The organism is Thauera aminoaromatica, assembly GCF_000021765.1.
GTDB classification, from domain to species: Bacteria; Pseudomonadota; Gammaproteobacteria; order Burkholderiales; family Rhodocyclaceae; genus Thauera; species Thauera aminoaromatica.
Window position 1 is genome coordinate 500,778 of the sequence record NC_011662.2, and the last position, 22,351, is coordinate 523,128.

At 70.6% G+C, this 22,351-nt stretch carries 21 protein-coding genes and 1 pseudogene; 8 read left to right on the forward strand and 14 right to left on the reverse strand.

Annotated features, from left to right (window positions below; translation table 11 throughout):
* Positions 1-51 precede the first annotated feature (51 nt).
* Together TMZ1T_RS02115 and TMZ1T_RS02120 are read right to left on the reverse strand one after the other, a co-directional pair.
* The gene (locus tag TMZ1T_RS02115; protein WP_012584448.1) at positions 52-1,377 is read right to left on the reverse strand and encodes a DEAD/DEAH box helicase; all 1,326 of its coding nucleotides are present in this window, start codon (positions 1,375-1,377) and stop codon (positions 52-54) included.
* Between the two features lie 530 nt (positions 1,378-1,907).
* Positions 1,908-2,186 (reverse strand): annotated as a pseudogene (locus tag TMZ1T_RS02120) (HU family DNA-binding protein); the annotation flags it as partial.
* A gap of 217 nt (positions 2,187-2,403) precedes the next feature.
* Between TMZ1T_RS02120 and TMZ1T_RS02125 the strand changes: the two are divergent.
* A complete protein-coding gene (locus tag TMZ1T_RS02125; RefSeq protein ID WP_041589762.1) occupies positions 2,404-3,579 on the forward strand; it encodes a hypothetical protein in 1,176 nt (391 codons plus the stop codon).
* Positions 3,580-3,612: 33 nt separating this feature from the next.
* Here the strand turns inward: TMZ1T_RS02125 and TMZ1T_RS02130 are convergent, their stop codons facing one another.
* On the reverse strand, positions 3,613-4,113 hold the full coding sequence (locus TMZ1T_RS02130; RefSeq protein WP_004323949.1) for a flavin reductase family protein: 501 nt from the start codon (positions 4,111-4,113) through the stop codon (positions 3,613-3,615).
* A 111-nt stretch (positions 4,114-4,224) separates the two neighbouring features.
* Here TMZ1T_RS02130 and mutY point away from each other — a divergent pair, with 111 nt between their 5' ends.
* The gene (gene mutY / locus TMZ1T_RS02135) at positions 4,225-5,304 is read left to right on the forward strand and encodes an A/G-specific adenine glycosylase (RefSeq protein ID WP_004323951.1); all 1,080 of its coding nucleotides are present in this window, start codon (positions 4,225-4,227) and stop codon (positions 5,302-5,304) included.
* Between the two features lie 44 nt (positions 5,305-5,348).
* On the opposite strand, the gene TMZ1T_RS02140 is transcribed toward mutY, so the two are convergent.
* The 10 genes from TMZ1T_RS02140 to TMZ1T_RS21010 form a co-directional block, all read right to left on the reverse strand.
* Positions 5,349-5,951 carry an LON peptidase substrate-binding domain-containing protein gene (locus TMZ1T_RS02140; protein ID WP_012584450.1) on the reverse strand — a complete coding sequence of 201 codons (603 nt, stop codon included), beginning with the start codon at positions 5,949-5,951 and terminating at the stop codon, positions 5,349-5,351.
* A gap of 41 nt (positions 5,952-5,992) precedes the next feature.
* Positions 5,993-6,619, reverse strand: a complete 627-nt coding sequence (locus TMZ1T_RS02145) for a flavin prenyltransferase UbiX (protein ID WP_004323955.1) — start codon at positions 6,617-6,619, stop codon at positions 5,993-5,995.
* A 458-nt stretch (positions 6,620-7,077) separates the two neighbouring features.
* Positions 7,078-8,244: an ABC transporter substrate-binding protein gene (locus TMZ1T_RS02150; protein WP_004323957.1), complete on the reverse strand. Its 1,167-nt coding sequence runs from the start codon at positions 8,242-8,244 to the stop codon at positions 7,078-7,080.
* 112 nt (positions 8,245-8,356) lie between these two features.
* Positions 8,357-8,581, reverse strand: coding sequence for a hypothetical protein (locus TMZ1T_RS02155; protein WP_012584451.1), 225 nt, complete (start codon positions 8,579-8,581; stop codon positions 8,357-8,359).
* A 94-nt stretch (positions 8,582-8,675) separates the two neighbouring features.
* Positions 8,676-9,650 (reverse strand): branched-chain amino acid ABC transporter permease, encoded by a 975-nt coding sequence (locus TMZ1T_RS02160; RefSeq protein WP_012584452.1) that lies wholly within the window; start codon positions 9,648-9,650, stop codon positions 8,676-8,678.
* Positions 9,647-10,513, reverse strand: coding sequence for a branched-chain amino acid ABC transporter permease (locus TMZ1T_RS02165; RefSeq protein WP_012584453.1), 867 nt, complete (start codon positions 10,511-10,513; stop codon positions 9,647-9,649). The genes TMZ1T_RS02160 and TMZ1T_RS02165 overlap by 4 nt, the downstream gene beginning before the upstream one ends.
* Before the next feature lie 293 nt (positions 10,514-10,806).
* Positions 10,807-12,981, reverse strand: coding sequence for a hypothetical protein (locus TMZ1T_RS02170; protein WP_012584454.1), 2,175 nt, complete (start codon positions 12,979-12,981; stop codon positions 10,807-10,809).
* Between the two features lie 188 nt (positions 12,982-13,169).
* Positions 13,170-13,811: an MBL fold metallo-hydrolase gene (locus TMZ1T_RS02175; RefSeq protein ID WP_004265378.1), complete on the reverse strand. Its 642-nt coding sequence runs from the start codon at positions 13,809-13,811 to the stop codon at positions 13,170-13,172.
* A gap of 278 nt (positions 13,812-14,089) precedes the next feature.
* Complete coding sequence (gdhA, locus tag TMZ1T_RS02180; protein ID WP_004265379.1) at positions 14,090-15,433, reverse strand: NADP-specific glutamate dehydrogenase; 1,344 nt, start codon at positions 15,431-15,433, stop codon at positions 14,090-14,092.
* On the reverse strand, positions 15,430-15,609 hold the full coding sequence (locus TMZ1T_RS21010; RefSeq protein ID WP_138860752.1) for a hypothetical protein: 180 nt from the start codon (positions 15,607-15,609) through the stop codon (positions 15,430-15,432). The genes gdhA and TMZ1T_RS21010 overlap by 4 nt, the downstream gene beginning before the upstream one ends.
* Before the next feature lie 128 nt (positions 15,610-15,737).
* Between TMZ1T_RS21010 and lysM the strand changes: the two genes are divergently transcribed.
* The 4 genes from lysM (at position 15,738) to TMZ1T_RS02200 (ending at position 18,726) form a co-directional block, all read left to right on the forward strand.
* Entirely contained in the window at positions 15,738-16,214 is a 477-nt protein-coding gene (lysM, locus tag TMZ1T_RS02185) for a peptidoglycan-binding protein LysM (RefSeq protein ID WP_004265381.1), read from the forward strand.
* A 96-nt stretch (positions 16,215-16,310) separates the two neighbouring features.
* Positions 16,311-16,739: an acyl-CoA thioesterase gene (locus TMZ1T_RS02190; RefSeq protein ID WP_004265383.1), complete on the forward strand. Its 429-nt coding sequence runs from the start codon at positions 16,311-16,313 to the stop codon at positions 16,737-16,739.
* Positions 16,740-16,745: 6 nt separating this feature from the next.
* Positions 16,746-18,044, forward strand: a complete 1,299-nt coding sequence (locus tag TMZ1T_RS02195; protein ID WP_004265384.1) for a TIGR03862 family flavoprotein — start codon at positions 16,746-16,748, stop codon at positions 18,042-18,044.
* Between the two features lie 49 nt (positions 18,045-18,093).
* Complete coding sequence (locus TMZ1T_RS02200) at positions 18,094-18,726, forward strand: trimeric intracellular cation channel family protein (RefSeq protein ID WP_004265386.1); 633 nt, start codon at positions 18,094-18,096, stop codon at positions 18,724-18,726.
* Positions 18,727-18,756: 30 nt separating this feature from the next.
* Here TMZ1T_RS02200 and TMZ1T_RS02205 read toward each other — a convergent pair whose 3' ends face one another.
* Positions 18,757-19,959 (reverse strand): ammonium transporter, encoded by a 1,203-nt coding sequence (locus TMZ1T_RS02205; RefSeq protein ID WP_004265388.1) that lies wholly within the window; start codon positions 19,957-19,959, stop codon positions 18,757-18,759.
* 345 nt (positions 19,960-20,304) lie between these two features.
* On the opposite strand from TMZ1T_RS02205, the gene TMZ1T_RS02210 reads away from it, so the two are divergent.
* Together TMZ1T_RS02210 and TMZ1T_RS02215 are read left to right on the forward strand one after the other, a co-directional pair.
* Positions 20,305-21,639, forward strand: a complete 1,335-nt coding sequence (locus TMZ1T_RS02210) for a TrkH family potassium uptake protein (RefSeq protein ID WP_012584455.1) — start codon at positions 20,305-20,307, stop codon at positions 21,637-21,639.
* Positions 21,632-22,327: a potassium channel family protein gene (locus TMZ1T_RS02215; protein WP_012584456.1), complete on the forward strand. Its 696-nt coding sequence runs from the start codon at positions 21,632-21,634 to the stop codon at positions 22,325-22,327. The genes TMZ1T_RS02210 and TMZ1T_RS02215 overlap by 8 nt, the downstream gene beginning before the upstream one ends.
* The last annotated feature ends 24 nt before the right edge of the window (positions 22,328-22,351 follow it).

Here is a 22,351-nt window from a genome sequence, read left to right on the forward strand (position 1 = left end):
GCCGCCCGTCGGGATCTTCACGAGGCTCGGGCCCTGGGCGGGCCCGCCGGGTCAGCCGCGCGAGCGGCGGTCGTCGTGGCTGCGCTCGCTGCGCGAAGGATGGCCGTCGCGGCTGAAGCCGCCGCCGCTGCGGCGCGCGTCGCCGCCGGGGCGGCCGTAGCTGCTGCCAGAGGGCTTGGCGCCGCTGCCGAAGCGGCGACCGCTGTTGCCGCCCGGGCGCGGGCCGGCCGGCTTGCGCGGCGAGGGCTCCATGCCGGGGATGGTGTGCACCGCGAGGCGGTCGCCGGTGAAGCGCTCGATCGCGCGGATGAGGCCGGTCTCGCGCGGGCCGGAGAGCGTGATCGCGATGCCGTCGCGGCCGGCGCGGCCGGTACGGCCGATGCGGTGCACGTAGTCCTCGGCCTGGCGCGGCGGGTCGAAGTTGATCACATGACTGATGCCGGCGACGTCGATGCCACGCGCGGCGACGTCGGTCGCCACCAGCACGCCGATGCGGCCCTGGCGCAGGCGGTCGAGGGTGCGGTTGCGCTGGGTCTGGTGCATGTCGCCATGCAGCGCGGCGGCGGAGATGCCCTTTTCCTGCAGCGCGAGCGAGAGCTCGTCGGCGCTGCGCTTGGTGGCGGTGAACACCACCGCCTGGTTCATCCCGTCCTCGCCGAGCAGGGCGTGGAGCAGGCGGCTCTTGTGGCCGAGGTCGTCGGCGAACATCAGGCGCTGCTCGATCTGGCCGCGGTCTTCCTGGGCGACCTCGATCTCGATGCGCTCGGCGTCGCGCGTCATGCGCGTCGCCATGCTGCCCACCACACCGTCGAGCGTGGCCGAGAACAGCAGGGTCTGGCGCTTGGCCGGGGTGGCGGCGACGATGGCGTCGATGTCCTCGGCGAAGCCCATGTCGAGCATGCGGTCGGCCTCGTCGAGGATCAGCACCTCGACGTCCGACAGCTTGATCTTGCGGCGGGTCAGGTGGTCGAGCAGGCGGCCCGGGGTGGCGACGACGACGTCGCACTGGCGCTGCAGCTGCTTGATCTGCGCGAACATCGGCGCGCCACCGACCAGGCAGGCGGTGTTGAGCCAGCGCAGGGCCTTGCCGTAGGTCTGCACCGCCTTCTCGACCTGCTGGGCGAGCTCGCGGGTGGGGGTCAGCACCAGCACGCGCGGACCGCTGCCGGGCGCCGGACGGCGGTCGATGATCCTGTTCAGGGCGGGCAGGGTGAAGGCGGCGGTCTTGCCGCTGCCAGTGTGGCTGGAGACGAGCAGGTCGCGGCCGGCGATCGCCGCCGGGATGGCGCGCTGCTGCACCGGGGTCGGGGTGGTGTAGCCGGTGCTGGCGACGGCCTTGAGGAGTTCTTCGGCGAGGCCGAGGTTTTCGAAGTTCATGCTTCTTCCTGTCTTGCTGCCCGCCGCGCGGGAATGGGCGGGCGGAGCGATCCGGACCCGCCGCAGGCGGGCCGCAATGACATCACGCCGTGCCGTGCCTGCGGACAGGAACGGCACGAGACGTCGCAAGGGCGACGGGACGCGCGATGGGCGTGGCCGGTCGATCCGGTGGCGCATGGACGCCTGGAAAGACCGCGCATCGGCACCAACCGGTTGTCACGATGCCAGACGATCGGAAGAACGAATGGAAAACCCGACGGAGTGTCGGCGACGGGAGGTCGGAGGCGATGGGGCTGTGGTTACAGTCCCTCGGGCCGCTCCGGCTCGCGTCCCTCGACGCGTCGGTATTGCTCTCGGCCCTGTTGCTGCATTGCACAACGACAGGCAGTATACCGGTTGGACGGCAGGCTGTCGCGGTTTATTTTGCACGGCCCGCCTTGGACACGGCGCCGGAATGCAAGCGGGCCCGCTCCGGCAGCAGCCGGAACGGGCCCGCAGGCCACGGCGCCGAGGGCGCCGTCGGTGTGCGCTTACTTGTTGACCGAGGCCTTCAGCGTGGCGCCGGCGGTGAACTTGGGCACGCTCGACGCGGCGATCTCGATGGTGGCGCCGGTCTGCGGGTTGCGGCCGGTGCGGGCGGCGCGCTGCGAAACCTCGAAGGAGCCGAAACCGGTGAAGGCCACCTTTTCGCCCTTGGCGAGCTGCTCGGCGATGATGTCGAGCACGGCGGACAGCGCGCGGTCGGCCTGGGCGCGGTGCACATCCAGACGGTCGGCCAGGGCTTCGACGAATTCACCTTTATTCATGCTTTTCCTCGATTGGTGTGTGAGTGGGAGTTCCGGAAAGTCCGGTCTACGCGGCGGATTCTAGCACTGTCGCGGATCCTGGGGCGTGCGCAGCATTGCACGCTCGCCCTTCTTCCTCCCCGTGGCGGGCGGCCTCGATGCACATCCGTCCACGCGAACAACAAACTTCCCCGATGCGGGTATTCTCCAGCTTGATTCAAGAATGCATACGAGCGACGACATGAGCACACAGGACAGCACCGGCGAGGATCCGATCCGGGTTCTCGCCACCCATGCCGCGGGTCAGGTCCTTGCGGTGTCGCTGCACATCCCCGACCGCGCCTGGATGGGCGGCGCGGTGATCGGCATGGCGCCCGCGGAGGGCGTGGAGCATCTGCGCCGCCACGCCAGCCACAGCCCGCAGGCCCACGCTCACGCCCTCGCGCACGCCTGCGCGGCGGCCGCGGGCGAGCCGCCGCCGGAGCGCGCAGAGCAGCTGCGTACCGAGCGCCGGCTGGCCGCCGAAATGATCGACATGCATCTGCGCCGCCTCCTCCTCGACTGGCCGCCCTCGCTCGGCTTCGAGCCACGCATCAACCGCTATGCCGAATTCCACCGCCGCCTGCTGCATGCCGGGGAGCACGACAACGACTTCGTGCTCGGCGGCGAGGTGCTCGACCTGGTCGCGCGCGAGCTGCTCGCCGGCTTCTTCAACCAGATCCGCATGCCGCACGGAATCGGCGAGTTCCTCGACCGCCTCGCGGGCGGCGGCAGCCTGAGCTCGATCCTGGGCGAGCTGATCGCCCACGGCCCGTCCACCGTGCTGCCGGAAAAACGCACCGCGCTGCTCGGCACGCTCAGCGCCGACGCCTGGGCCGCCGAGGTGGGCACCTGGCCGAGCGCGCAATTCATCCGTCACCCGCGCTACGCCGGCGAGCCCGCCGAGACTGGACCGCTCGCGCGCCACGCCGCCTCGCCACTGGTGCGCATCCTGCTCGAGCGCGGCAACCGCATCTCGGCGCGCCTGTTCGCCAAGGCGATCGACGTGGCCGACTGCGCGAGCACGATGCGCCATCCGGGCAGCGCAGAGGTGGCGCCGCTGATCGACGCCTGCCGCGTCGCCCCGGATGTCGGTCTGGCGCGCGTGATCAGCGCGCGCGGCGTGCTGTTATGCTGGGTCCGCCTCGCCGAGGGTCGCATCGCCGACTGCGCGATCGTGCCGGCGGGTGCGTGGAACCTCGAGCCCGACGGCGTCTATTGCCGCGAGGCGATGTGCCTGCAGGTCACGGACGGCGACCCCGAGGCGTTGAAGAAACGGCTGGAGTGGCTGATGCTCGCGATCGACCCCTCGCTGCCTTTCGTGGTCGAGCTGGTCGCCGCAGGGGAAGGCGCGGGCGTGGCGCCGGCATCCGCCTGAGCCCGGACCGCCGCCGCGCCCGCGGCGCGGCCTTCAGGCACGCAGCTGGCGGTAGGCGCCGCCGAAGTACAGCAGCGGCGCGCGCTCTTCGGCGCGGTCGAAATCGACCACCTCGCTGATGAAGACCACGTGGTCGCCGCCCGCGTGGCGCACCGTGTTGCGGCACTGGAAGCGCGCGCAGCAGCCCGCGAGCAGCGGCACGCCGCCGACCCCCGAGTCGAACTCCAGCCCGGCGAACTTTTCGCCGAGCCGGCTCGCGAAGCGCTGCGACAGATCGGCCTGGTCCTCGGCGAGCACATTGATCGCGTAGTATTCGCAGCCCTCGAAGAGCGTGCGGCTGGGCAGTTCGTTGGCCAGGCTCCACACGATCAGCGGCGGGTCGAGCGACACCGAGTTGAAGGAGTTGACCGTAAGGCCGATCGGCTCGCCGACGGGCGTGCGCGTGGTCACCACGGTGATGCCGGTGGCGAACATGCCGAGCGCGTTGCGGAAGTGGCGCTGGAAGTCCTCGCCGGAAGCTTGCTGTTGGGTCATGGACGGACGGGCGCGGTGGGCCGCGCTGCTCGGGTGGGAGTAAAGCCGGGATTATCGCCGCGCGCGCGGGCAGCGTCGAGCGCGCAGGCAACGCAAGGAACAAAAGGGGACATGAGCGATTTTTCCATCCGCCTGATCGAATGGCAGCGCAAGCACGGCCGCCACGACCTGCCCTGGCAGGGCGGCCACGACCCCTACCGCATCTGGCTGTCGGAGATCATGCTGCAGCAGACCCGGGTCGAGACCGTGATCCCCTACTACGAGCGCTTCCTCGCGCGCTTCCCCGACGTCGCCGCGCTCGCCGCGGCGCCGGTCGAGGACGTCATGGCGTTGTGGAGCGGCCTGGGCTACTACGCCCGCGCGCGCAACCTGCACCGCGCGGCGCGGGTGGTCATGGACGCGCACGGCGGCGCCTTTCCGCGCAGCGCCGCGGCGATCGCCGGGCTGCCCGGCATCGGTCGCTCCACCGCGGCGGCGATCGCCGCCTTCGCCTGGGGCGAGCGTGCGGCGATCCTCGACGGCAACGTCAAGCGCGTGCTGTGCCGCGTCTTCGGCATCGAGGGCTTTCCCGGCGACAAGGCGGTGGAGACGCGGCTGTGGGCGCTCGCCGAGTCGCTGCTGCCGGAGCGCGGGATCGGCCGCTACATCCAGGCGCAGATGGATCTCGGCGCCACGCTGTGCACCCGCGCCCGCCCCGCCTGCGCGCGCTGCCCCTTCCACGACGACTGCGTCGCCCGTCGCGACGGGCGCGTGGCCGCGTTGCCGACCGCGCGCCCGAAGAAGGTGGTGCCGCGGCGTGGTGCGCGCTGTGCGGTGATCCTGCACCAGGGCGCGGTGCTGCTGGAGCGTCGCCCGCCGGCGGGGATCTGGGGCGGCCTGCTGGCGCTGCCGGAATTGCCCGCCGAGGTGGACGACGCCCAGGCCTGGAGCGCCCAGCGTTTCGGCCTGGCCACCGCCGCGCCCCGGCCGCTCGCACCACTCACCCACGCCTTCACCCACTTCGTGCTCGAGCTGCAGCCGCTGCTGCTGCACGCCAGTGCCATCCAAGGCCTGGCCGACGACGGCGCGCTGTGCTGGCTGCCGCTGGGCGCCCACGCCGAGGCCGCCCTGCCCGCGCCGGTGCGGCGCATCCTCGACGGCCTCGCGGCACCGGGCCTCTTCGACGAGGGCGCGCCCGCGCGCGGCGCCTGAGCCTGCGGGGAACGCACCGGCGCGCCGCGACGAGTCGTGCGCGCTCAGGCCTTCTTCGGCATCAGGCCGTGCTCGCGCAGGAACTGCTGGAGGATCTCCAGCCGGCTGACGATATCGTCGAGCTCGAGCAGTTTCTGCTTGGCGAGCAGCGGAATGGGCAGCAGCTCGATGTAGCGCGCGCCCACCCAGGCGGCGTCGTCGAAGTCGTGCGGCGGCGGCAGGCGGTCGCCGAGCTCCTCGACGATCGAGCGCAGCAGCGGCAGAAGCTCGGCCTGCGCGGCGGGCACCGGCTCCGCGGGCGGCTCCTCCAGCCAGCGCACGCTGCCCACCAGGAGGCCGTCGCGCTCGAGCTCGTGGTCGACGATGCGGAAGCGCCGTCCGCCGCGCACCAGCAACTCGAGCACGCCGGGCTGCTCCATGTCCCAGTGCTCGATCAGCGCCTCGGTGCCCACCGGGTGCGGCACGGCGGCTTCGCCGACCTCGTCGCCGGCCGCGATCAGGCAGACGCCGAAGGAGCCGCCCTCGCGCATGCAGCGCGTGACCATGTCCATGTAGCGCGGCTCGAACACGCGCAGCGGCAGTACGCCGCCGGGAAAGAGCACGGTCTTGAGCGGAAACAGCGGGAGGGTGTCGGGCGGCGGGGTCATGGGACGCTCCGGTGCGCAGGGGGCAGCGGTGCCGGCAGGCTTCAGCCGGCCTGCTCGCGATCCTCGCCCCAGCGCGCCATCAGGCTGTGCGGCACGCCGAGCTGGTCGAGGATGCGGGCGACGACGAAGTCGACCAGGTCCTGCACGGTCTGCGGATGGTGATAGAAGCCGGGGTTGGGCGGCAGGATGCACACGCCGAGGCGGGCGAGCTTGAGCATGTTCTCGAGATGGATCGCCGAGTACGGGGTCTCGCGCGGCACGAGCACGAGCTTGCGGCCTTCCTTGATGACGACGTCGGCGGCGCGCTCGATGAGGTTCTGGCTGAGCCCGCCGGCGATCGAGGCGAGGGTGGCGACGGTGCATGGGCACACGACCATGGCGTCGGGCGGGTTGGAGCCGGAGGCCGGCGGGGCGAACCACTCCTCGCGGCCGAACACGCGCAACTGCCCGGGTGCGGCGGTGAAGCGCGCGGAAAGCTCGGCCTCGACCTCGGCCGGGCGCGCGGGCAGGTTCCAGTCCATCTCCTGGCGGGCGACGATCTGCGCGACCTGCGAGTACAGCAACCACACCCGGCAGCCCGCCTGCAGCAGGCATTCGACCAGGCGCACGCCGTAGGGCAGGCCGGAGGCGCCGGTGAAGGCGACGGTGATCGTGCGGGGAGGCGTCATCGAGGTGCGGGAAGGTCGGCGGATGGCGTGAAGCGTACCCCATCCGGCGGACGAGGGGCGCGGCTTCGATACGGTCGCGGGAAGCGGGCGGAGGGCCGCCTGCACTCGCGGCCCTTCGCTGCGCTCCGGGCTGCCCTCGGCCTTGCCGCGTCAATGCGTCATCGTCGGCTCGCACACCGCGCAGCTTTCCAGTGGGAGCGACGCAAGTCGCGATTGCACCGGCAAAGCTGCGTCGACGCGAATCCCGTGCGCCGGAATCGCGACTTGCGTCGCTCCCACGAAAACCGGCACGGCCCCGGGAAGCTCTGCCGCCGCATCCCAGTACCCGTGGAAGGCGGCAGGGAAACTACCGCGGTCGGGGTGACGCTCCGGCAGGAGCGACGCAAGTCGCGATCGCAGCTTTCCAGTGGGAGCGACGCAAGTCGCGATACGCCGATCGCTGGAGCGCGGCCCGCGCCTCACTCCAGGTAGTCGGTGATCAGCTCCCAGCGTCCGTTGCGGATCTGGGCGAGGCGGCCCTTGCGGTTGCCGAGGTGGTCGTCGGCGCTGAAGCGGTAGGCGGGACTGCCGAAGTAGTCGCGGGTGAACGCCATGCCTTCGAGCGTGTGCGCGAAGCGCTCGGGGGTGAGCTCGCGCCCGGTGGCCTCGGCGGTGCGCACGAACAGGTCGGCGAGGGTGTAGCCCATCACGCTCCACACGTTGGGTTCGGTGTTGAAGCGCGCGCGATAGCGCTCGATCCAGGCGGCGAGCTGGCTGTTCGCGCCCTCGGCGTAGGGGTGCGGCAGCACCGAGACGCCGTACAGGCCCTCGACCGCGGCGCCGCCGAGCTCGTGGGTCTGCGCCGAATAGCCGGAGGCGGTGACGAGCATGTCGACGTCCCAGCCGATCTTGCGCGCTTCGGACATGGCGGCGACGGTCTCGCGCACCACGGTGGCGAGCACCACGAGGTCGCAGCGCGCGGCGCGCAGGCGCGCGATCTGGCTGGAGAAATCGGTGGCGCCGCGCTTGTAGCTGGTGCGCTCGACGAGCTCGGTGCCGAGCCCGGCCAGCGCCTTTTCGACGCCCTTCATGACTTCCAGGCCGTAGTCGTCGTCCTGGTAGAGCAGGCAGCTGCGCTGGTAGCCGCGCTCGCGCACCATGTGGCGGGTGGCGGCTTCCATGTAGTCCTGATAGGGCGCGAAGTTCTGGAACTTGAGCGGGTGCAGCGGCTCGTAGGTCGCACGGTGGGGCGAGAAGGGGAACAAGTGCAGGCGGCCGGCATCGACGATGATCGGCATGCTCGCCATGACCACCGGCGTGCCCATGTTGGCGATGAAGGCGAAGGCCTGATCGTGCTGCACCAGCTTGCGCGCGGCCAGCACCGCGCGCTTGGGGTCGTAGCCGGCGTCCTCGACCGCAAGGCGGATCTTGCGCCCATGCACGCCACCGCCGGCGTTGGCCTCGTCGAAGCGCATCAGCATGCCGTCGCGCACGGGCACGCCGAGCATGGCGATCGGGCCGGAGAGGTCGGACACGGTGCCGACGACGATTTCATCGGCGCTCACCCCCGCCGCCGTGGCGGGCAGGGCGCAGGCGAGGGACAGCGAGGAGGCGAGCGCGAGCGCAAGCCGACGCAAGGGGCTCATCGGGAGAACTCCTGGAGGTTGGTTGGATTGCCGTGCGCGGCTACGGCAAGGCGACCGCGGAGCGCGCGCGAGTGGCCCGCAAGCCGGGCCGGTGGGTGATGCGAAGCGTGGATCAGAACGGCAGGCGGCGGCGCGGGGCTGCGGCGGCGCCGGGCTTGGGCTCGGGCCTGGTCTCCGCCGGGCGCGCCTTGACCGGCTTGCGCGGCTCGTTGAACTCGTCGAGCGCGAAGCGCACCTTGCCCTCGAGTTCGCAGCCGCGCATGCCCGGCGAGCAGATCGCGCCGCGCACGCGTTGGCAGATTCCATCGAGGTCGTGTGGGCAACTCCAGGCACTCATGGCGGGCTCCGGCGCAAACTGCATGCAGAATTACGAGAGCGTTACTATCGTCTGCTGCAGCGCGAGAATCAAGCGCCGTCCCACCTCGGCGGCCTCACCGGTCGTGCCCCTTCGCTTCGCCCGCGAGTCCGGCCGGGCGCAGCAGCACGACGCCGACGATCACCGCGCCGAACAGCAGCAGCTCCAGCCCCGAGGCGCGCGCCCAGTCGCCGGGCAGGCGGTCGCGCAGCAGCGAGATCAGCGGCGGGATGGCGACGATCACCAGCGCCCCCCAGGCGGCGCCGGCGAGGCGGCGTGCGCCGCCGATGAAGGCGAGCATGAGCAACTCGAAGGAGAACACCAGGCCGAACTGCTCCGGGCTGATGAAGCCGATCCAGTGCGCGTAGAGCCCGCCCGCCAGCCCGGACAGCGCGCCGCCGACCACGAAGGCCTGCATCTTCGCCGCGTCGTTGTCGATGCCGCAGGCGGCGGCGGCGATTTCGTCGTCGCGCACGGCGCGCCAGGCGCGCCCGTGGCGCGAGGCGAAAAGGCGTGCGCAAGCCAGCATCGCGAGCGCGAGCACCGCCACGCTGACCGTGGCCTGCGCTAGGGTGGAGTCCGCGCGCCAGCCGGCGAGGGTGAAGGCCCCCACCGTGAGGCCCGCGGCGCCGTGGGTAAGCGACTCCCAGCGTGCGAGCGCCTCCTCGACGATGAGGGCGAAGGCGAGCGTGCTCATGCCGAAATACAGCCCGCCCAGCCGCCGCGCCGGCAGGCTGGCGAGCGCGCCGCCGAGCGCACCGGCCGCCGCGGCGACGGGCAGGGCCAGCGGCGCCGGCACGCCGCGCGCGACCAGCAGCGCCTGGGCATAGGCGCCGAGCGCCACGAGTGCGGCCTGGCCGAGGGCGATCTGGCCCGCCTGGCCCACCACCACGACCACGCCGAGGCCGGCGATCGCGTAGGTCGCCACCAGAGTCGCCTTGCCGAGCGCGTAGTCGGTACCCAGCCCGGCGAGCGCGAGCAGCAGCACCGCCAGCCAGGGCAATGCGGCGCGCACCGCCGGCACGCCACCGCGCAGGATGGGTGCGCTCACGCCCGCCCTCGCGCGCCGCCGAGCCCCTGCGGGAACAGCAGCAGCGCCGCCAGCAGCAGCACGTAGGGCACGAAATCCTTCGTGCCTTCGGGCAACGCCAGCCCGGCGAGCGCCTCGGCGACGCCGAGGAAGATGCCGGCCACGAGCGCGCCCGGCAGGCTGGTCAGCCCGCCCAGCACCGCGGCGGGGAAGGCTTTCAGGGCGATGAAGCCCATGTTCAGATGCACGAAGGTGATCGGCGCGAGCAGCAGCCCGGCGACCGCGGCGAGCGCCGCGCCGAGCGCCCACGCCAGGGTGTGCATGCGCGCCACCGGGATGCCCATCAGCGCGGCGCTGCGCGCGTCCTCCGAGCAGGCGCGCAGCGCCAGCCCGGTGCGGGTGTGGCGGAAGAAGGCGGCGAGCAGGCCGGCGAGCAGCACGGTGGCGGCGATCACCCACAGGTGGCTGGCGGCGAGCACGAGGGGGCCGATCGCCAGCGTGTCGGCGGCGAAAGGCAGGCGGTGCATGTCCTGCGCCGCCGCCGGCACCGAGGCGACGCCGCCGCGCATCATCATGCCCAGGCCGAAGGTGAGCAGCACCGCCACCAGGTGCGGCTGGCCGAGCGCGCGCCGCAGCACGGCGCGCTCCAGCACGGCGCCGAGCACGCCCACCGCCAGCACCGCCGCCACCGCCGCGGCGACGAGCGGCCAGCCGGCGAAGGCGTGCAGGCCGAGCGCGGCGAAGGCGCCGAGCATCAGCAGGTCGCCCTGCATGAAGCTGACCGTCTCGGTGGCCTTGTAGATGAGCACGAAGGAGAGTGCGACCAGGCCATAGACACAGCCGATCGCGACTCCGCTGGCGAGGACCTGGACGAATGCGAGCATGGGGGCGAAGCATAGCCGAAGCGCCGCGCCCGTTCGCGCCCTACGGGCCGCGGCGCCACCTCCACCCCCGCGATGCTTGATGCAGGAGCGCCGCAAGGCGCGAATGCGGCGGTGGAGGCCCGCACCCGCATCGGCTCCCTGACCGCCGTCTTCGCGCCTTGCGGCGCTCCCACGGGGAAAGCGGCAGGCGTGTGCGCCACGAAAAAGGGCCGGCCGGCGGGTGCCTGGGGCATTGCGCCCGCACCCGCCGGCCGGCCCCGCATCGGCCTGCTTGCCAGCCGGGGTGCTCCCGATCAGCCGAGGAATCGGTCCAGATAGCCCTGCTGCCAGGCCACGACCACCGCCGCGATCAGCAGCACGAGGAAGAGCCAGCTCTTCCACGGCGTCTTCTTCTCGGCATACGGATCGGTGAGCGCGCGCGAGGCGCCCGGCGGCAGCGCCGCGACGCCGGTGAGCGCGCCGCCGAAGGGGATGTTGATGCGCGCACGCGTGTTGACCGCCCAGCCGTTGGCGTCGAGCAGCGGGCCGAGGTTGCGCTGGCGCAGCTTGAGCCAGGCCAGCAGCATCGACGGACCGGAGATCACCAGCACCGCCCCCACGACCACCAGCGGCATCTGCCACACCGGCAGGCCGAGGAAGGCCGACACCACCGCGGCGAGTGCGGTGCCGATCGCGCCGACGGCGAGACCCATGGCGGCGAAGATACCGGCGAACTTGGCGATGTCGAACGGTGCCGCCGGTGCGGCGGGCGCTGCGGCCGCCGCCGGGGCGGCCTCGATCTTGGCGCTGGCGCCGGCGACGCCGGTCGCGGCCTGGTCATTGACCGCCTTGTCGCGCGCGGCGGCGAACTTCTGCAGCTGCTCGCCGATCATGCGGCCGATGCGCTTGTACGGCGACCAGAAGGCCTGGCGCACGCTGATCGGCGCCTCCACCACCTTGACCACGCTGGCGCGCCAGTCGCGCCCCTGGCGGTCGTAGAAGATGCCGTTGCGGCCGGGCACCATCATCTCGTCGGCGTCGCCGCCGGTCATCGCGGCGACGATGTTCATCGGCGCCTCGCCCTGGCGCTGGCACTCGCAATACACCAGGTAGGTGCCCGACAGCGGCGCGAGCGTGGCGTGGCGGGCCATGTCGCCCACGCGCAGGCAGAGCTCGCAGCTGCGCTGGTCGAGATAGAGCGTGCCGGCCTGGAAGATCGCCTTGTCGTGGCGCGAGTAGAAGTCGCTCAGGGTGACGAAGTTGCGCAGCAGGCGGACAAGGTCGCGGTTGTAGCGCACCAGGCGCTCGAGCGCGTCGACCTGGCCGGCCGCGGTCTCGGCGGCGAGGTCCTCGTCGATCAGGCGGGTGAGCGCGGCGCAGGTGCCGTCGGCGAGCAACGCGCGCACATCGGCGACGGGCAGCACCGCCACCGGGTTGGCCGGCATCGCGGCCACCCAGGCGCGATAGGCGGCGAAGCGCCCGGCCAAGTCCTGCCATTCGGCCTGGGTCAGGGCCTCGCGCATGCCCAGGATGGGGGTGACGACCTCGTCGCGGAACGCGGCGATGCGCGCCTCCCAGGCCGGGTTCAGCGCGACGGACAAGGGCAGCGCGCGCCCCGGGCCGACGAGCGCGAGCGGCAGCGCGGCGACCGCGGCGGAGGCGGCGTCGAGCGATTGCAGCGAGAGCTCGACATAGGCGGTGTCGGCCGGGTTGAGCGCGGCGGCGGCGCGCTCGTCGAAGGCGGCGAGGCGGCAGCGGGTGAAGTAGTCCTCGATCTTCTCGCGCACGGCCTCGAACACCGCGGCGGCGGCGGCGGTGGCATCGCCGAGCGGCAGCACGTTGGCGGCATCGGCATCGGCCTGCGCATGCCAGTCGGACACCTCCTGGGCCGCGGCGAAGAACGCGTCCACGCGCGCCCGGTCGACGCCCGGCTTGCCGCTGCGGTCCTCGGCGGCACCGTAGGTCTCGACGATGCGGGTGATCGCCCCGGCCAGGCGCGGATCGCCGGCGAGCTCGGCAGGCACCACGCCGTCACCGTTCTGGTGCTCGGGCGCGAACAGCTTCTCGGTCTCGGCGAGGTCGCCCATGGAAATCTCGCCCGCGTCGGCCTTGCCGACGTAGGCCAGGACCTTGGAGGCGGTGGCGAGCAGCTTGGCGCCCTCGGCGTTGTTCTCGTCGATGGCCGCCAGCGGCAGGCCGTCGGCGCCGCGGAACAGCACGCCCGGGTCCTTCAGCACCGCGCACACCCAGCGCGTGGCGTCGATGATCTCGGGTGCGCGGATGCTGCCGTCGTCGTCGACGTCGAGCAGCTGCAGCGTGCGCGAATCGAACTCCAGGCCGGAAGTCGGACAGGCCAGCACCGACCACAGCTTCTGGTCGAGTTCGCCGAGGTGGCGCAGATCGTCGGCAGTCTCGATGCGGACCTGGTCGAAGCCACCCGAGCGGAAGAACCGCCACTGGTAGCCTTTCTTGTTGGTTTCGTCGCTCATGTTCTCGAACACTCCCTGTCGATATGCGGGCAGCGCCCGCAAGCCATGCTCGGGGAACGATGTTGCGCCCGAAAATCGGGCCGAACAAGCGATGGATTCCCCGAATTCGGCTCTTGGTCGCGGAACTCCGGGATATCGAATGGCAAGACGCGAAAACGCCGCGGGCATCGCGGCGCATTCCTCGAGACTCAGCCGTAGGCGCCGACGAAGGGGTTGCTGTCGCGCTCCTCGCCGAAGGTCGAGGTGGGACCGTGGCCGGGGATGAAGGTGATGTCGTCGCCGAGCGGGAAAAGCTTCTCGCGGATCGAGCGGATCAGGGTCTGGTGGTCGCCGCGCGGGAAGTCGGTGCGGCCGATCGAGCCGGCGAAGAGCACGTCGCCGACGATCGCCAGGCGCGCGCCCTCGTGCACGAAGACGACGTGGCCGGGGGTGTGGCCGGGGGTGTGGATGACCTTCAGCGTCTGCTCGCCCACGGTGACGGTGTCGCCGTCGTGCAGCCAGCGGTCGGGCTCGAAGGACTCGACGTCGGGGAAGCCGAACATCTTGCTCTGCTGCGGCATGCCCTCGATCCAGAAGCGGTCCTCCTCCTGCGGCCCCTCGATGGGCACGCCGAGTTCGCGCGCCAGCTTCGCGGTGCCGCCCGCGTGGTCGATGTGGCCGTGGGTGATGAGGATCTTCTCGACCGTGACGCCGAGCTCGGCGACCGCGGCGAGGATGCGGTCGAGGTCGCCGCCCGGGTCGACCACCGCCGCCTTCTTCGTGCGCTCGCACCACAGGATGCTGCAGTTCTGCTGGAACGGGGTGACCGGGACGATGGTGGCCTGGATCATGGGCGACGGACTCCTGTTGACGGGTTTGCGCGGCAGTTTAGCGGATGCACGCCGTCGACCCGCACGAGATGCCGGCAGCGGGCGGGGCAGGCGCATGGGGATTGCCGTGCAGGAGCGTCGAGAGGCTGCGGTTGCGTGGACCGCCTGCCGTCGATTCGGAAACGTCGGATTCGCGCCTTGCGGCGCTCCTGAAGGGGGGGCTGCGGCGGTTTCCGTAGGAGCGCCGCAAGGCGCGAACCCCACGTGCCATGCCGGCGCGCCGGCACGGCACGCAGGGATCAGATCACGCCTTGCGCCAGCATGGCCTCGGCGACCTTGACGAAGCCGGCGACGTTGGCGCCGTCGACGTAGCTCACCGTGCCGTCCTCGCGCTCGCCGTACTTCAGGCAGGCGGCGTGGATGCCGAGCATGATCTCCTTGAGGCGGGCGTCGACCTCCTCGCGGGTCCACGACAGGCGCATCGCGTTCTGGCTCATCTCCAGGCCCGAGGTCGCCACACCGCCGGCGTTGGAGGCCTTGCCCGGCGCATACAGCACGCCGTTGTGCTCGAAGATCTTCGCGGCTTCCATGGTGCTGGGCATGTTGGCGCCCTCGGCGACCGCGATCACGCCGTTCTTGACCAGGGTGGCGGCGTCGTTGCCGTCGAGCTCGTTCTGGGTCGCGCACGGCAGCGCGACTTCCACCGGCACATGCCACGGACGCACACCCGGCTCGAAGCGGGCGCCGACGCGTTCGGCGTATTCGGAGGCGCGGCCGTAGTAGTGGTTCTTGATCTCCATGAGGATCGCCAGCTTCTCGGGGGTGAAGCCGGCCTCGTCGATCACGGTGCCGCTCGAGTCGGAGCAGGTGATCGGCTTGGCGCCGAGCTCCATCAGCTTCTCGATGGCGTACTGGGCGACGTTGCCCGAGCCCGACACCGAGACGCGCATGCCCTTGATGTCGCGGCCGGCGCGCTCGAGCATGGCGTTGGCGAAGTAGACCGTGCCGTAGCCGGTCGACTCGGGACGGATCAGCGAGCCGCCGAAGGACAGGCCCTTGCCGGTGAACACGCAGGCCGAGTTGTTCGACAGCTTCTTCATCATGCCGGCCATGAAGCCGACCTCGCGGCCGCCCACGCCGATGTCGCCGGCGGGCACGTCGGTGTCGGGACCGACGTGACGGTACAGCTCGGTCATGAAGGCCTGGCAGAAGCGCATGACCTCACCCGGGCTGCGGCCCTTGGGATCGAAGTCGGAGCCGCCCTTGCCACCGCCCATCGGCAGCGTGGTGAGCGCGTTCTTGAAGGTCTGCTCGAAGGCGAGGAATTTCAGGATCGACAGGTTCACCGAGGGGTGGAAGCGCAGGCCGCCCTTGTAGGGGCCGATCGCGGAGCTGTGCTGGATGCGGTAGCCGCGGTTGACCTGCACCTCGCCACGGTCGTCCACCCAAGAGACGCGGAAGGAGATCGCGCGCTCGGGCTCGATCAGCCGGTCGAGGAGGGAGTGCTCCGCATAGCGCTTGTTGGCCGAGATGAAGGGCCACAGGCTCTCCATGACCTCGGTCACGGCCTGCAGAAACTCGGGCTGGCCGGGGTTGCGCTGTTCGACGTAGGCCAGGAACTCCTCGAGGGACTGATATTTCATGATGTTGGACCCATGGATTGATTGAAGACAGGTTTTTCTTGCGCACGCGCACACGCGATGGCCTCGGTTTTACCCGAGGCCATCGCGCAGTGCAGGCCAATATTGTGCATCAACTCCCCTCTTTGGTGCATGATCTTCGTCAAACCTGCGCCGACTATGACGTTTGACGCATTCATGCACCGTTCTTGTGCGTAACGATGAATGTCATCCGACCCTGCGTTCAGGCGCCGTGCATGGACCGGGAATGACCCAGGGGTTATCCTGACCGTGCACGTGTAGCCAAACCAACGACAGGGAGGTGTTCATGGGGCTGTTCGCATTCATCAAGGAAGCCGGCGAGAAGCTGTTCCGGACGGGCGAGGCCAACGCGGCGGCCGCCGATCCGGCCGCGGCCAATGCCAGGGCGGCGCAGGCGATCCATAACTACATCGTCGCGCTCAAGCTCGCGCCGGCGGACCTGGGCGTGAGCTTCGACGCCGCGAAGAGCCTGGTCGTCGTCAGTGGCACCGCGCCCGACCAGGCCACGCGCGAGAAGATCCTGCTCGCCGCCGGCAACGTCGCTGGCGTGGCCGAGGTCGAGAACCGCCTGTCGGTGGCGCGTGCCGAACCCGAGGCGCAGTTCCACACCGTGGCGCGCGGCGACACGCTGTCGGCGATCGCCAAGAAGTACTACGGCAACGCCAACCAGTACCCGGCGATCTTCGAGGCCAACAAGCCGATGCTGAGCCACCCGGACAAGATCTATCCTGGCCAGGTGCTGCGCATCCCGCCGCAGGCCTGATCACGCATCACCGGCAGGCGGCTTTGCGCTTGCCCCGCCGAGGCCCGGGCCGTTACGCTCGGGCCTCTTCCGTTTCCGCCTCCGCAAACATCCACCATGGCCCGCATCCGGATCGAGCTGCCCGAGCGCTTCACCTTCTCCACCGACATCCCGCTGCTGGTGTCGCACATCAACTACGGCAACCACCTCGACAACGCCCAACTGCTCGGCATCGTCTCCGAGGCGCGCGTGCGCTTCCTCAAGTCCATGGGCTATGGCGAACTCGACGTCGAAGGCCTCGGCATCATCGTCGCCGACGCCGCGCTGCAATACCGCTCCGAGGCCTTCCACGGCGAGACCATGCGGGTGGAGATGGGCGCGGCCGACTTCCATGAGCACGGCTGCGACCTGGTGTGGCGCATGGCGGAGGCGGCCAGCGGACGCGAGGTCGCGCGCGGCAAGACCGGCATCGTCTTCTTCGATTACGGCCAACGCCGCAAGGCGACGGTGCCGGAAGGTTTCGGCCGCCGCTTCGTTCCGGCCTAGGCACCCGTGGAGCGCGCACGCGTCGCGGTCGTCGGTGGCGGCCCCGCCGGCCTGATGGCGGCGGGCGCGCTCGCCGAGCGCGGCTGCACGGTCACGGTGTACGACGCCATGCCCTCGGTCGGGCGCAAGTTCCTGCTCGCCGGGCGCGGCGGGCTCAACCTCACCCACGCCGAGCCCCTGGCGGACTTCCTCGGCCGCTACGGCGCCCGCCGCGACACGCTCGCGCCGCGCATCGAGGTCTTTCCGCCGCAGGCGCTGCGCGAATGGGCGCACGGCCTGGGTGTCGAGACCTTCGTCGGCAGCTCCGGCCGCGTCTTCCCGCAGGAGATGAAGGCCGCGCCGCTGCTGCGCGCCTGGCTCGCCCGCCTGCGCGCGACCGGCGTGCGCTTCGCGGTGCGTCACCGCTGGCTGGGCTGGGCGGAGGATCCCGCGCAGGATGGCGCGCTCCGCGCGGGCCTGCAGCACCTGCGCTTCGCCACCCCGGACGGCGAGCAGACGGTCGAGGCCGACGCGCTCGTGCTCGCGCTCGGCGGCGGCAGCTGGGCGAAGCTCGGTTCCGATGGCGCCTGGGTGGCACCGCTGCGCGCCGCCGGGGTCGAGATCGCCGACCTGCTCCCGGCCAACTGCGGTTTCGACGTCGTCGGCCCCGCCGGCACGGGCTGGAGCGCGCACTTCCTCGATCACTTCCGCGGCCAGCCGCTCAAGTCCGTCGCCGCACGCTGCACCGACCCCGCCGGCCGCGTCCATGCGCGCGCCGGCGAATGCCTGATCTCCGCCACCGGTATCGAAGGCGGCCTGGTCTATGCGCTCTCCGCGCCGCTGCGCGACACCCTGCTCGCGCGCGGCGAGGCCGTGCTCGAGCTCGACCTCGCCCCCGGCCGCAGCCTCGAGCGCCTCGCCGCCGAGCTTGCCCGCCCGCGCGGCAGCCGCTCGTTTTCCAGCCACCTGCACAGCCAGGCCGGCATCAAGGGCGTCAAGGCCGGCCTGCTGCGCGAATGCCTGGCGAAGGCCGAGTTCGACGATCCCGCCCGCCTCGCCGCGGCCATCAAGGCCATGCCGCTGCGCCTCGTCGCCACGCGCCCGCTCGACGAGGCCATCAGCAGCGCCGGCGGCGTGCGCTTCGAGGCGCTGGATGCGCAGCTGATGCTGCGCGCCCGCCCCGGCGTCTTCGTCGCCGGCGAGATGCTCGACTGGGAAGCGCCTACCGGTGGCTACCTGCTCACCGCCTGCTTCGCCACCGGCCTCGCCGCCGGAACCGCCGCCGCCGACTGGCTGTCGCAGCAACCCCGACCGCCCTGCCCCTGACGCCTCACTCCTTCCGCCTCACGCCTCACTCTTCACGCCTCGCACCCCAATGAACCTCCACCCATTCCTGGTCGCAATCGAAGTCGGCGGCACCCTGGCCTTCGCGATGTCCGGCCTCATCGAGGCCACCCGCAAGCGCATGGATATCGTCGGCGTGTTCTCGGTCGCCTTCGTCAGCGCCTTCGGCGGCGGCACCCTGCGCGACATCCTGCTCGACCGCCGCCCGCTGTTCTGGATCGAGAACCAGGAATACCTCTGGCTGGTGCTGGCCATGGTGGCGACGACGCCGCTATGGCTGCAGACCCTGCGCCACAAGGTCGGCGGCCGCCTGATGGAGCTCGCCGACGCGCTCGGCCTCGGCCTCTTCGCCATCTCCGGCGCCACTCTCGCCGACGCCGCCGGCATGCCGGTGCTGGTGTCGATGATGATGGGGGCGATCACCGCGGTGTTCGGCGGCGTGTCGCGCGACGTGCTGTGCAACGAGGTGCCCAAGGTCTATAGCGACCACCGCCCCTACGCCATGTGCGCGCTGTTCGGCTGCGGCGTCTTCCTCGCGCTCGACGCGATCGGCCTGCCGCTGCCGATCGCCACCCTGGCCGGCATCGCCGCCGCTACCGGCTCCCGCCTGCTCGCGCTCGTCTTCGACGTGCGCCTGCCGGCCTGGCCGGCGCATCGGGACTGAACGCGGGGTCGGCGAACGACCGCCTGCCAGTTACCAGTTCGACTCGCGCTCGGCCGTCGCGGTGATGCGGTGGATCGACAGGTCGGCGCCGTTGAACTCTTCCTCGTGGTCCAGGCGCAGGCCCACCGCGAGCTTGAGCCCGCCATAGACGAGCACCCCGCCGGCGAGCGCGACGGCGATCCCGAGCGCGGTCATGATCGCCTGCGAGGCGAACGCCACCCCGCCCAGCCCGCCCAGCGCCTGGCTGCCGAAGATGCCCGCCGCCAGCCCGCCCCAGGCGCCGCACAGGCCGTGCAGCGGCCACACCCCGAGCACGTCGTCGATCTTCCAGCGGTTCTGCGTCAGCGTGAACATCACCACGAACAGCCCCCCCGCCACCGCGCCGACCACCAGCGCACCGAGCGGGTGCATCACGTCCGAACCCGCGCACACCGCCACCAGCCCGGCGAGCGGCCCGTTGTGCACGAAGCCCGGGTCGTTGCGCCCGGCCGCGAGCGCCGCCACCGTGCCGCCGACCATCGCCATCAGCGAGTTGATCGCCACCAGCCCGGAGATGTTCTCCAGGCGCTGCGCCGACATCACGTTGAAGCCGAACCAGCCCACGATCAGGATCCACGCGCCGAGCGCGAGGAAGGGGATCGACGAGGGCGGATGCGCCGAGATCTGCCCGTTGCGCGCATAGCGCCCGCGCCGCGCGCCCAGCAGCAGCACCGCCGGCAGCGCGATCCAGCCGCCCATCGCATGCACCACCACCGAGCCGGCGAAGTCGTGGAACTCCGCCCCGAAGCTCGCCTTCAGCCAGGCCTGGATGCCGAAGGCCTGGTTCCACGCGATGCCCTCGAAGAAGGGATAGACGAAGCCGACGAGCAGGAAGGTCGCCGCCAGCTGCGGCTGGAAGCGCGCGCGCTCGGCGATGCCGCCCGAGATGATGGCGGGGATCGCCGCCGCGAAGGTGAGCAGGAAGAAGAAGCGCGTGAGCTCGAAGCCGTGGTGCTCCACCAGCGCGCCGGCGCCGGAGAAGAAATGCACGCCGTAGGCGATGCCGTAGCCGATGAAGAAATAGGCCAGCGTCGACACCGCGAAGTCGGACAGGATCTTGACCAGCGCGTTGACCTGGTTCTTCCGCCGTACCGTCCCCACCTCCAGAAAGGCGAAGCCGGCGTGCATGGCGAGCACCATGATGGCGCCCAGCAGGATGAACAGCACGTCGTTGCTCGTTTGAACGGGTTGCATGATGCCTCCGAAAGTGACGGGCATCCTTAGCAAGCACCGTTCCAGTGCGATGAATCGGGCGGAATCCAATGCGTCACGCCATGATGGTGCGCAGAAGACGCACCAGAGGGGTGCGTTCGTCAGGCAGCGCGCACCGTGGCGGGGCGTGGCGAGGAGCTCGTCATCGCGCGTGCCGGCCAAGCCGTCGCAGCGCGGACCGCCTGCCGTCCCGTACGCCGCAGGATCGCCGGCTCGTCGAAGAACCGCAGGTGTCGAGAGCCGACATGTCCGGCCAAGCGGGCGTATGATCCGCAGCCGACAAGCGCCAGTTGCGGCGCAGCAGCATGACCCGAAGGAAGTCTTGACTTGAAGGTTCGAGAGGTCCAGCACCCGGCGCACATCGTTCCGTTGGCCTTCCTGATCACGATCCTGATCGGGACCGCGCTGCTCATGCTCCCGGTCTCCCGCGCGGATGCCGTCGGCGCGCCCTGGATCGCGGCCCTGTTCACCGCGGTGTCGGCCGTGTGCGTGACCGGCCTGGTGACGGTGGACACCGGCACCTACTGGTCGTCGTTCGGGCAGTGGGTGATCATGGCGCTGTTCCAGATCGGCGGCTTCGGGATGATGACCGCCGCCACGCTGCTCGGGCTGCTGGTCAATCGCTCCTTTCGCCTGCGCACACGACTCACGGCGCAGGCGGAAACCCACACACTCGGGATCGGCGACGTCAGCAGCGTCGCCAAGCTCGTGCTGTTCGTGACCGTGATCGTCGAGGTGATGACCGCACTGGCGCTGGCTCTGCGTTTGCATCTCGGTTACGACCTGCCTTTGGCCGAGGCTGCCTGGAGCGGCCTGTTCCATTCCGTCTCGGCCTTCAACAACGCCGGCTTTTCGATCCACGCCGATGGCTTGATCCGCTACGCGTCCGACAGCTACTTCCTTGCACCCGTCATGCTTGCGATCGTGATCGGCGGTCTCGGCTTTCCGGTGCTGCAAGACCTCCGCAACAAGCTCAGGGACCCCCAACATTGGTCGGTGCACACCAAGCTGACACTCGTGGGAACGGCCGTGCTGCTGGCTGGCGGCGCGATCCTGCTGCTTGCCTTCGAGTGGGCGAACCCGCGCACCCTCGGATCGATGCCGGCAGGGGACAAGCTGTTGTCGGCGATCTTCGCGTCGGTGTCGGCACGCACGGCCGGATTCAACTCGATCGATATCGGTGGGCTGACGCACGAGAGTCTCGGCCTGCACTACTTCCTGATGTTCATCGGCGGCGGCAGTGCCGGCACGGCCGGTGGCGTGAAGGTGGGCACGGCGATGATCCTGGTGATGCTGGTCATCGCCGAGATCCGCGGCCGGATGGACACCGAGGCCTTCGGCCGGCGCATCAGCCATTCGGCCCAGCGCCAGGCCATCACCGTGCTGGTCCTCAGCAGTGCGGTCGTCGTGCTGGGCACGGTGTTCATCCTGCACACCACCGAGATCGCCACCGACCGGGTCATCTTCGAGGTGATCTCGGCCTTCGCGACGGTCGGCCTGTCCACCGGCATCACTGCAGACCTGCCGGATTCCGCCCAGCTGATGCTGATCCTGCTGATGTACATCGGCCGGGTCGGCACCATCACATTGGCGGCGTCGCTCGCGCTCGGCGAGCACCGCATGCCCTTCCGCTATCCAGAGGAGCATCCCGTTGTTGGCTAGGTTATTTACAGAGCAGTTCGCCTTCTCGAAAGGCGACAGTGTGGTCGTGATCGGCCTCGGGCGCTTCGGGGGAGCCGTCGCCAATTCGCTGATGCAGCTCGGGCACGACGTGATGGGCATCGACCGCGATGCGGAGCCGGTGCACGAATGGGCGGATCTGCTCACCCATGCGGTGCAGGCGGACTCGACCAGTGCGATGACCATGCGCCAGCTCGGCGTGGGCGACTTCGCGCACGCCATCGTGGGGATCGGCGGCGACCTGGCCGCGAGCCTGATGACGGTGATGGCGCTGACCGAACTCGAGATCCCGGACATCTGGGTCAAGGCCATGACGCCCGAGCACGGCAAGATCGCCGAGCGCATCGGCGCACATCACGTGGTCTACCCGGAGGCCGACATGGGCGAGCGCGTCGCGCATCTCATCAGCGGCCGCATGATGGACTACATTGAATTCGACGACGGCTTTGCGATCGCGAAGATCCAGGCGCCGAGCGTCACGCACGAGCGCTCGCTCGCGGAATCGGCGGTGCGCGAGCACTTCGGCGTGACGGTCGTCGGCATCAAGCGCGCACACGAGGATTTTCAGCACGGCAAGCCGGGCAGCGTCGTGTTGCCGGGTGACCTGCTGATCGTTTCCGGACCGACGAAGAAGGTCGAGGCGTTTGCGGCCAGCGGTCGGCGCCGATAGCTGGCCAGCGTCGAGGTGGCGGCT

Excerpts from the sequence above, each read along its gene's own strand:
- TMZ1T_RS02115 (WP_012584448.1), bottom strand. The coding sequence starts at position 1,377 with ATGAACTTCGAAAACCTCGGCCTCGCCGAAGAACTCCTCAAGGCCGTC.
- TMZ1T_RS02125 (WP_041589762.1), top strand. The coding sequence starts at position 2,404 with ATGAGCACACAGGACAGCACCGGCGAGGATCCGATCCGGGTTCTCGCC.
- TMZ1T_RS02130 (WP_004323949.1), bottom strand. The coding sequence starts at position 4,113 with ATGACCCAACAGCAAGCTTCCGGCGAGGACTTCCAGCGCCACTTCCGC.
- mutY (WP_004323951.1), top strand. The coding sequence starts at position 4,225 with ATGAGCGATTTTTCCATCCGCCTGATCGAATGGCAGCGCAAGCACGGC.
- TMZ1T_RS02140 (WP_012584450.1), bottom strand. The coding sequence starts at position 5,951 with ATGACCCCGCCGCCCGACACCCTCCCGCTGTTTCCGCTCAAGACCGTG.
- TMZ1T_RS02145 (WP_004323955.1), bottom strand. The coding sequence starts at position 6,619 with ATGACGCCTCCCCGCACGATCACCGTCGCCTTCACCGGCGCCTCCGGC.
- TMZ1T_RS02150 (WP_004323957.1), bottom strand. The coding sequence starts at position 8,244 with ATGAGCCCCTTGCGTCGGCTTGCGCTCGCGCTCGCCTCCTCGCTGTCC.
- TMZ1T_RS02155 (WP_012584451.1), bottom strand. The coding sequence starts at position 8,581 with ATGAGTGCCTGGAGTTGCCCACACGACCTCGATGGAATCTGCCAACGC.
- TMZ1T_RS02165 (WP_012584453.1), bottom strand. The coding sequence starts at position 10,513 with ATGCTCGCATTCGTCCAGGTCCTCGCCAGCGGAGTCGCGATCGGCTGT.
- TMZ1T_RS02170 (WP_012584454.1), bottom strand. The coding sequence starts at position 12,981 with ATGAGCGACGAAACCAACAAGAAAGGCTACCAGTGGCGGTTCTTCCGC.
- TMZ1T_RS02175 (WP_004265378.1), bottom strand. The coding sequence starts at position 13,811 with ATGATCCAGGCCACCATCGTCCCGGTCACCCCGTTCCAGCAGAACTGC.
- gdhA (WP_004265379.1), bottom strand. The coding sequence starts at position 15,433 with ATGAAATATCAGTCCCTCGAGGAGTTCCTGGCCTACGTCGAACAGCGC.
- TMZ1T_RS21010 (WP_138860752.1), bottom strand. The coding sequence starts at position 15,609 with ATGAATGCGTCAAACGTCATAGTCGGCGCAGGTTTGACGAAGATCATG.
- lysM (WP_004265381.1), top strand. The coding sequence starts at position 15,738 with ATGGGGCTGTTCGCATTCATCAAGGAAGCCGGCGAGAAGCTGTTCCGG.
- TMZ1T_RS02190 (WP_004265383.1), top strand. The coding sequence starts at position 16,311 with ATGGCCCGCATCCGGATCGAGCTGCCCGAGCGCTTCACCTTCTCCACC.
- TMZ1T_RS02200 (WP_004265386.1), top strand. The coding sequence starts at position 18,094 with ATGAACCTCCACCCATTCCTGGTCGCAATCGAAGTCGGCGGCACCCTG.
- TMZ1T_RS02205 (WP_004265388.1), bottom strand. The coding sequence starts at position 19,959 with ATGCAACCCGTTCAAACGAGCAACGACGTGCTGTTCATCCTGCTGGGC.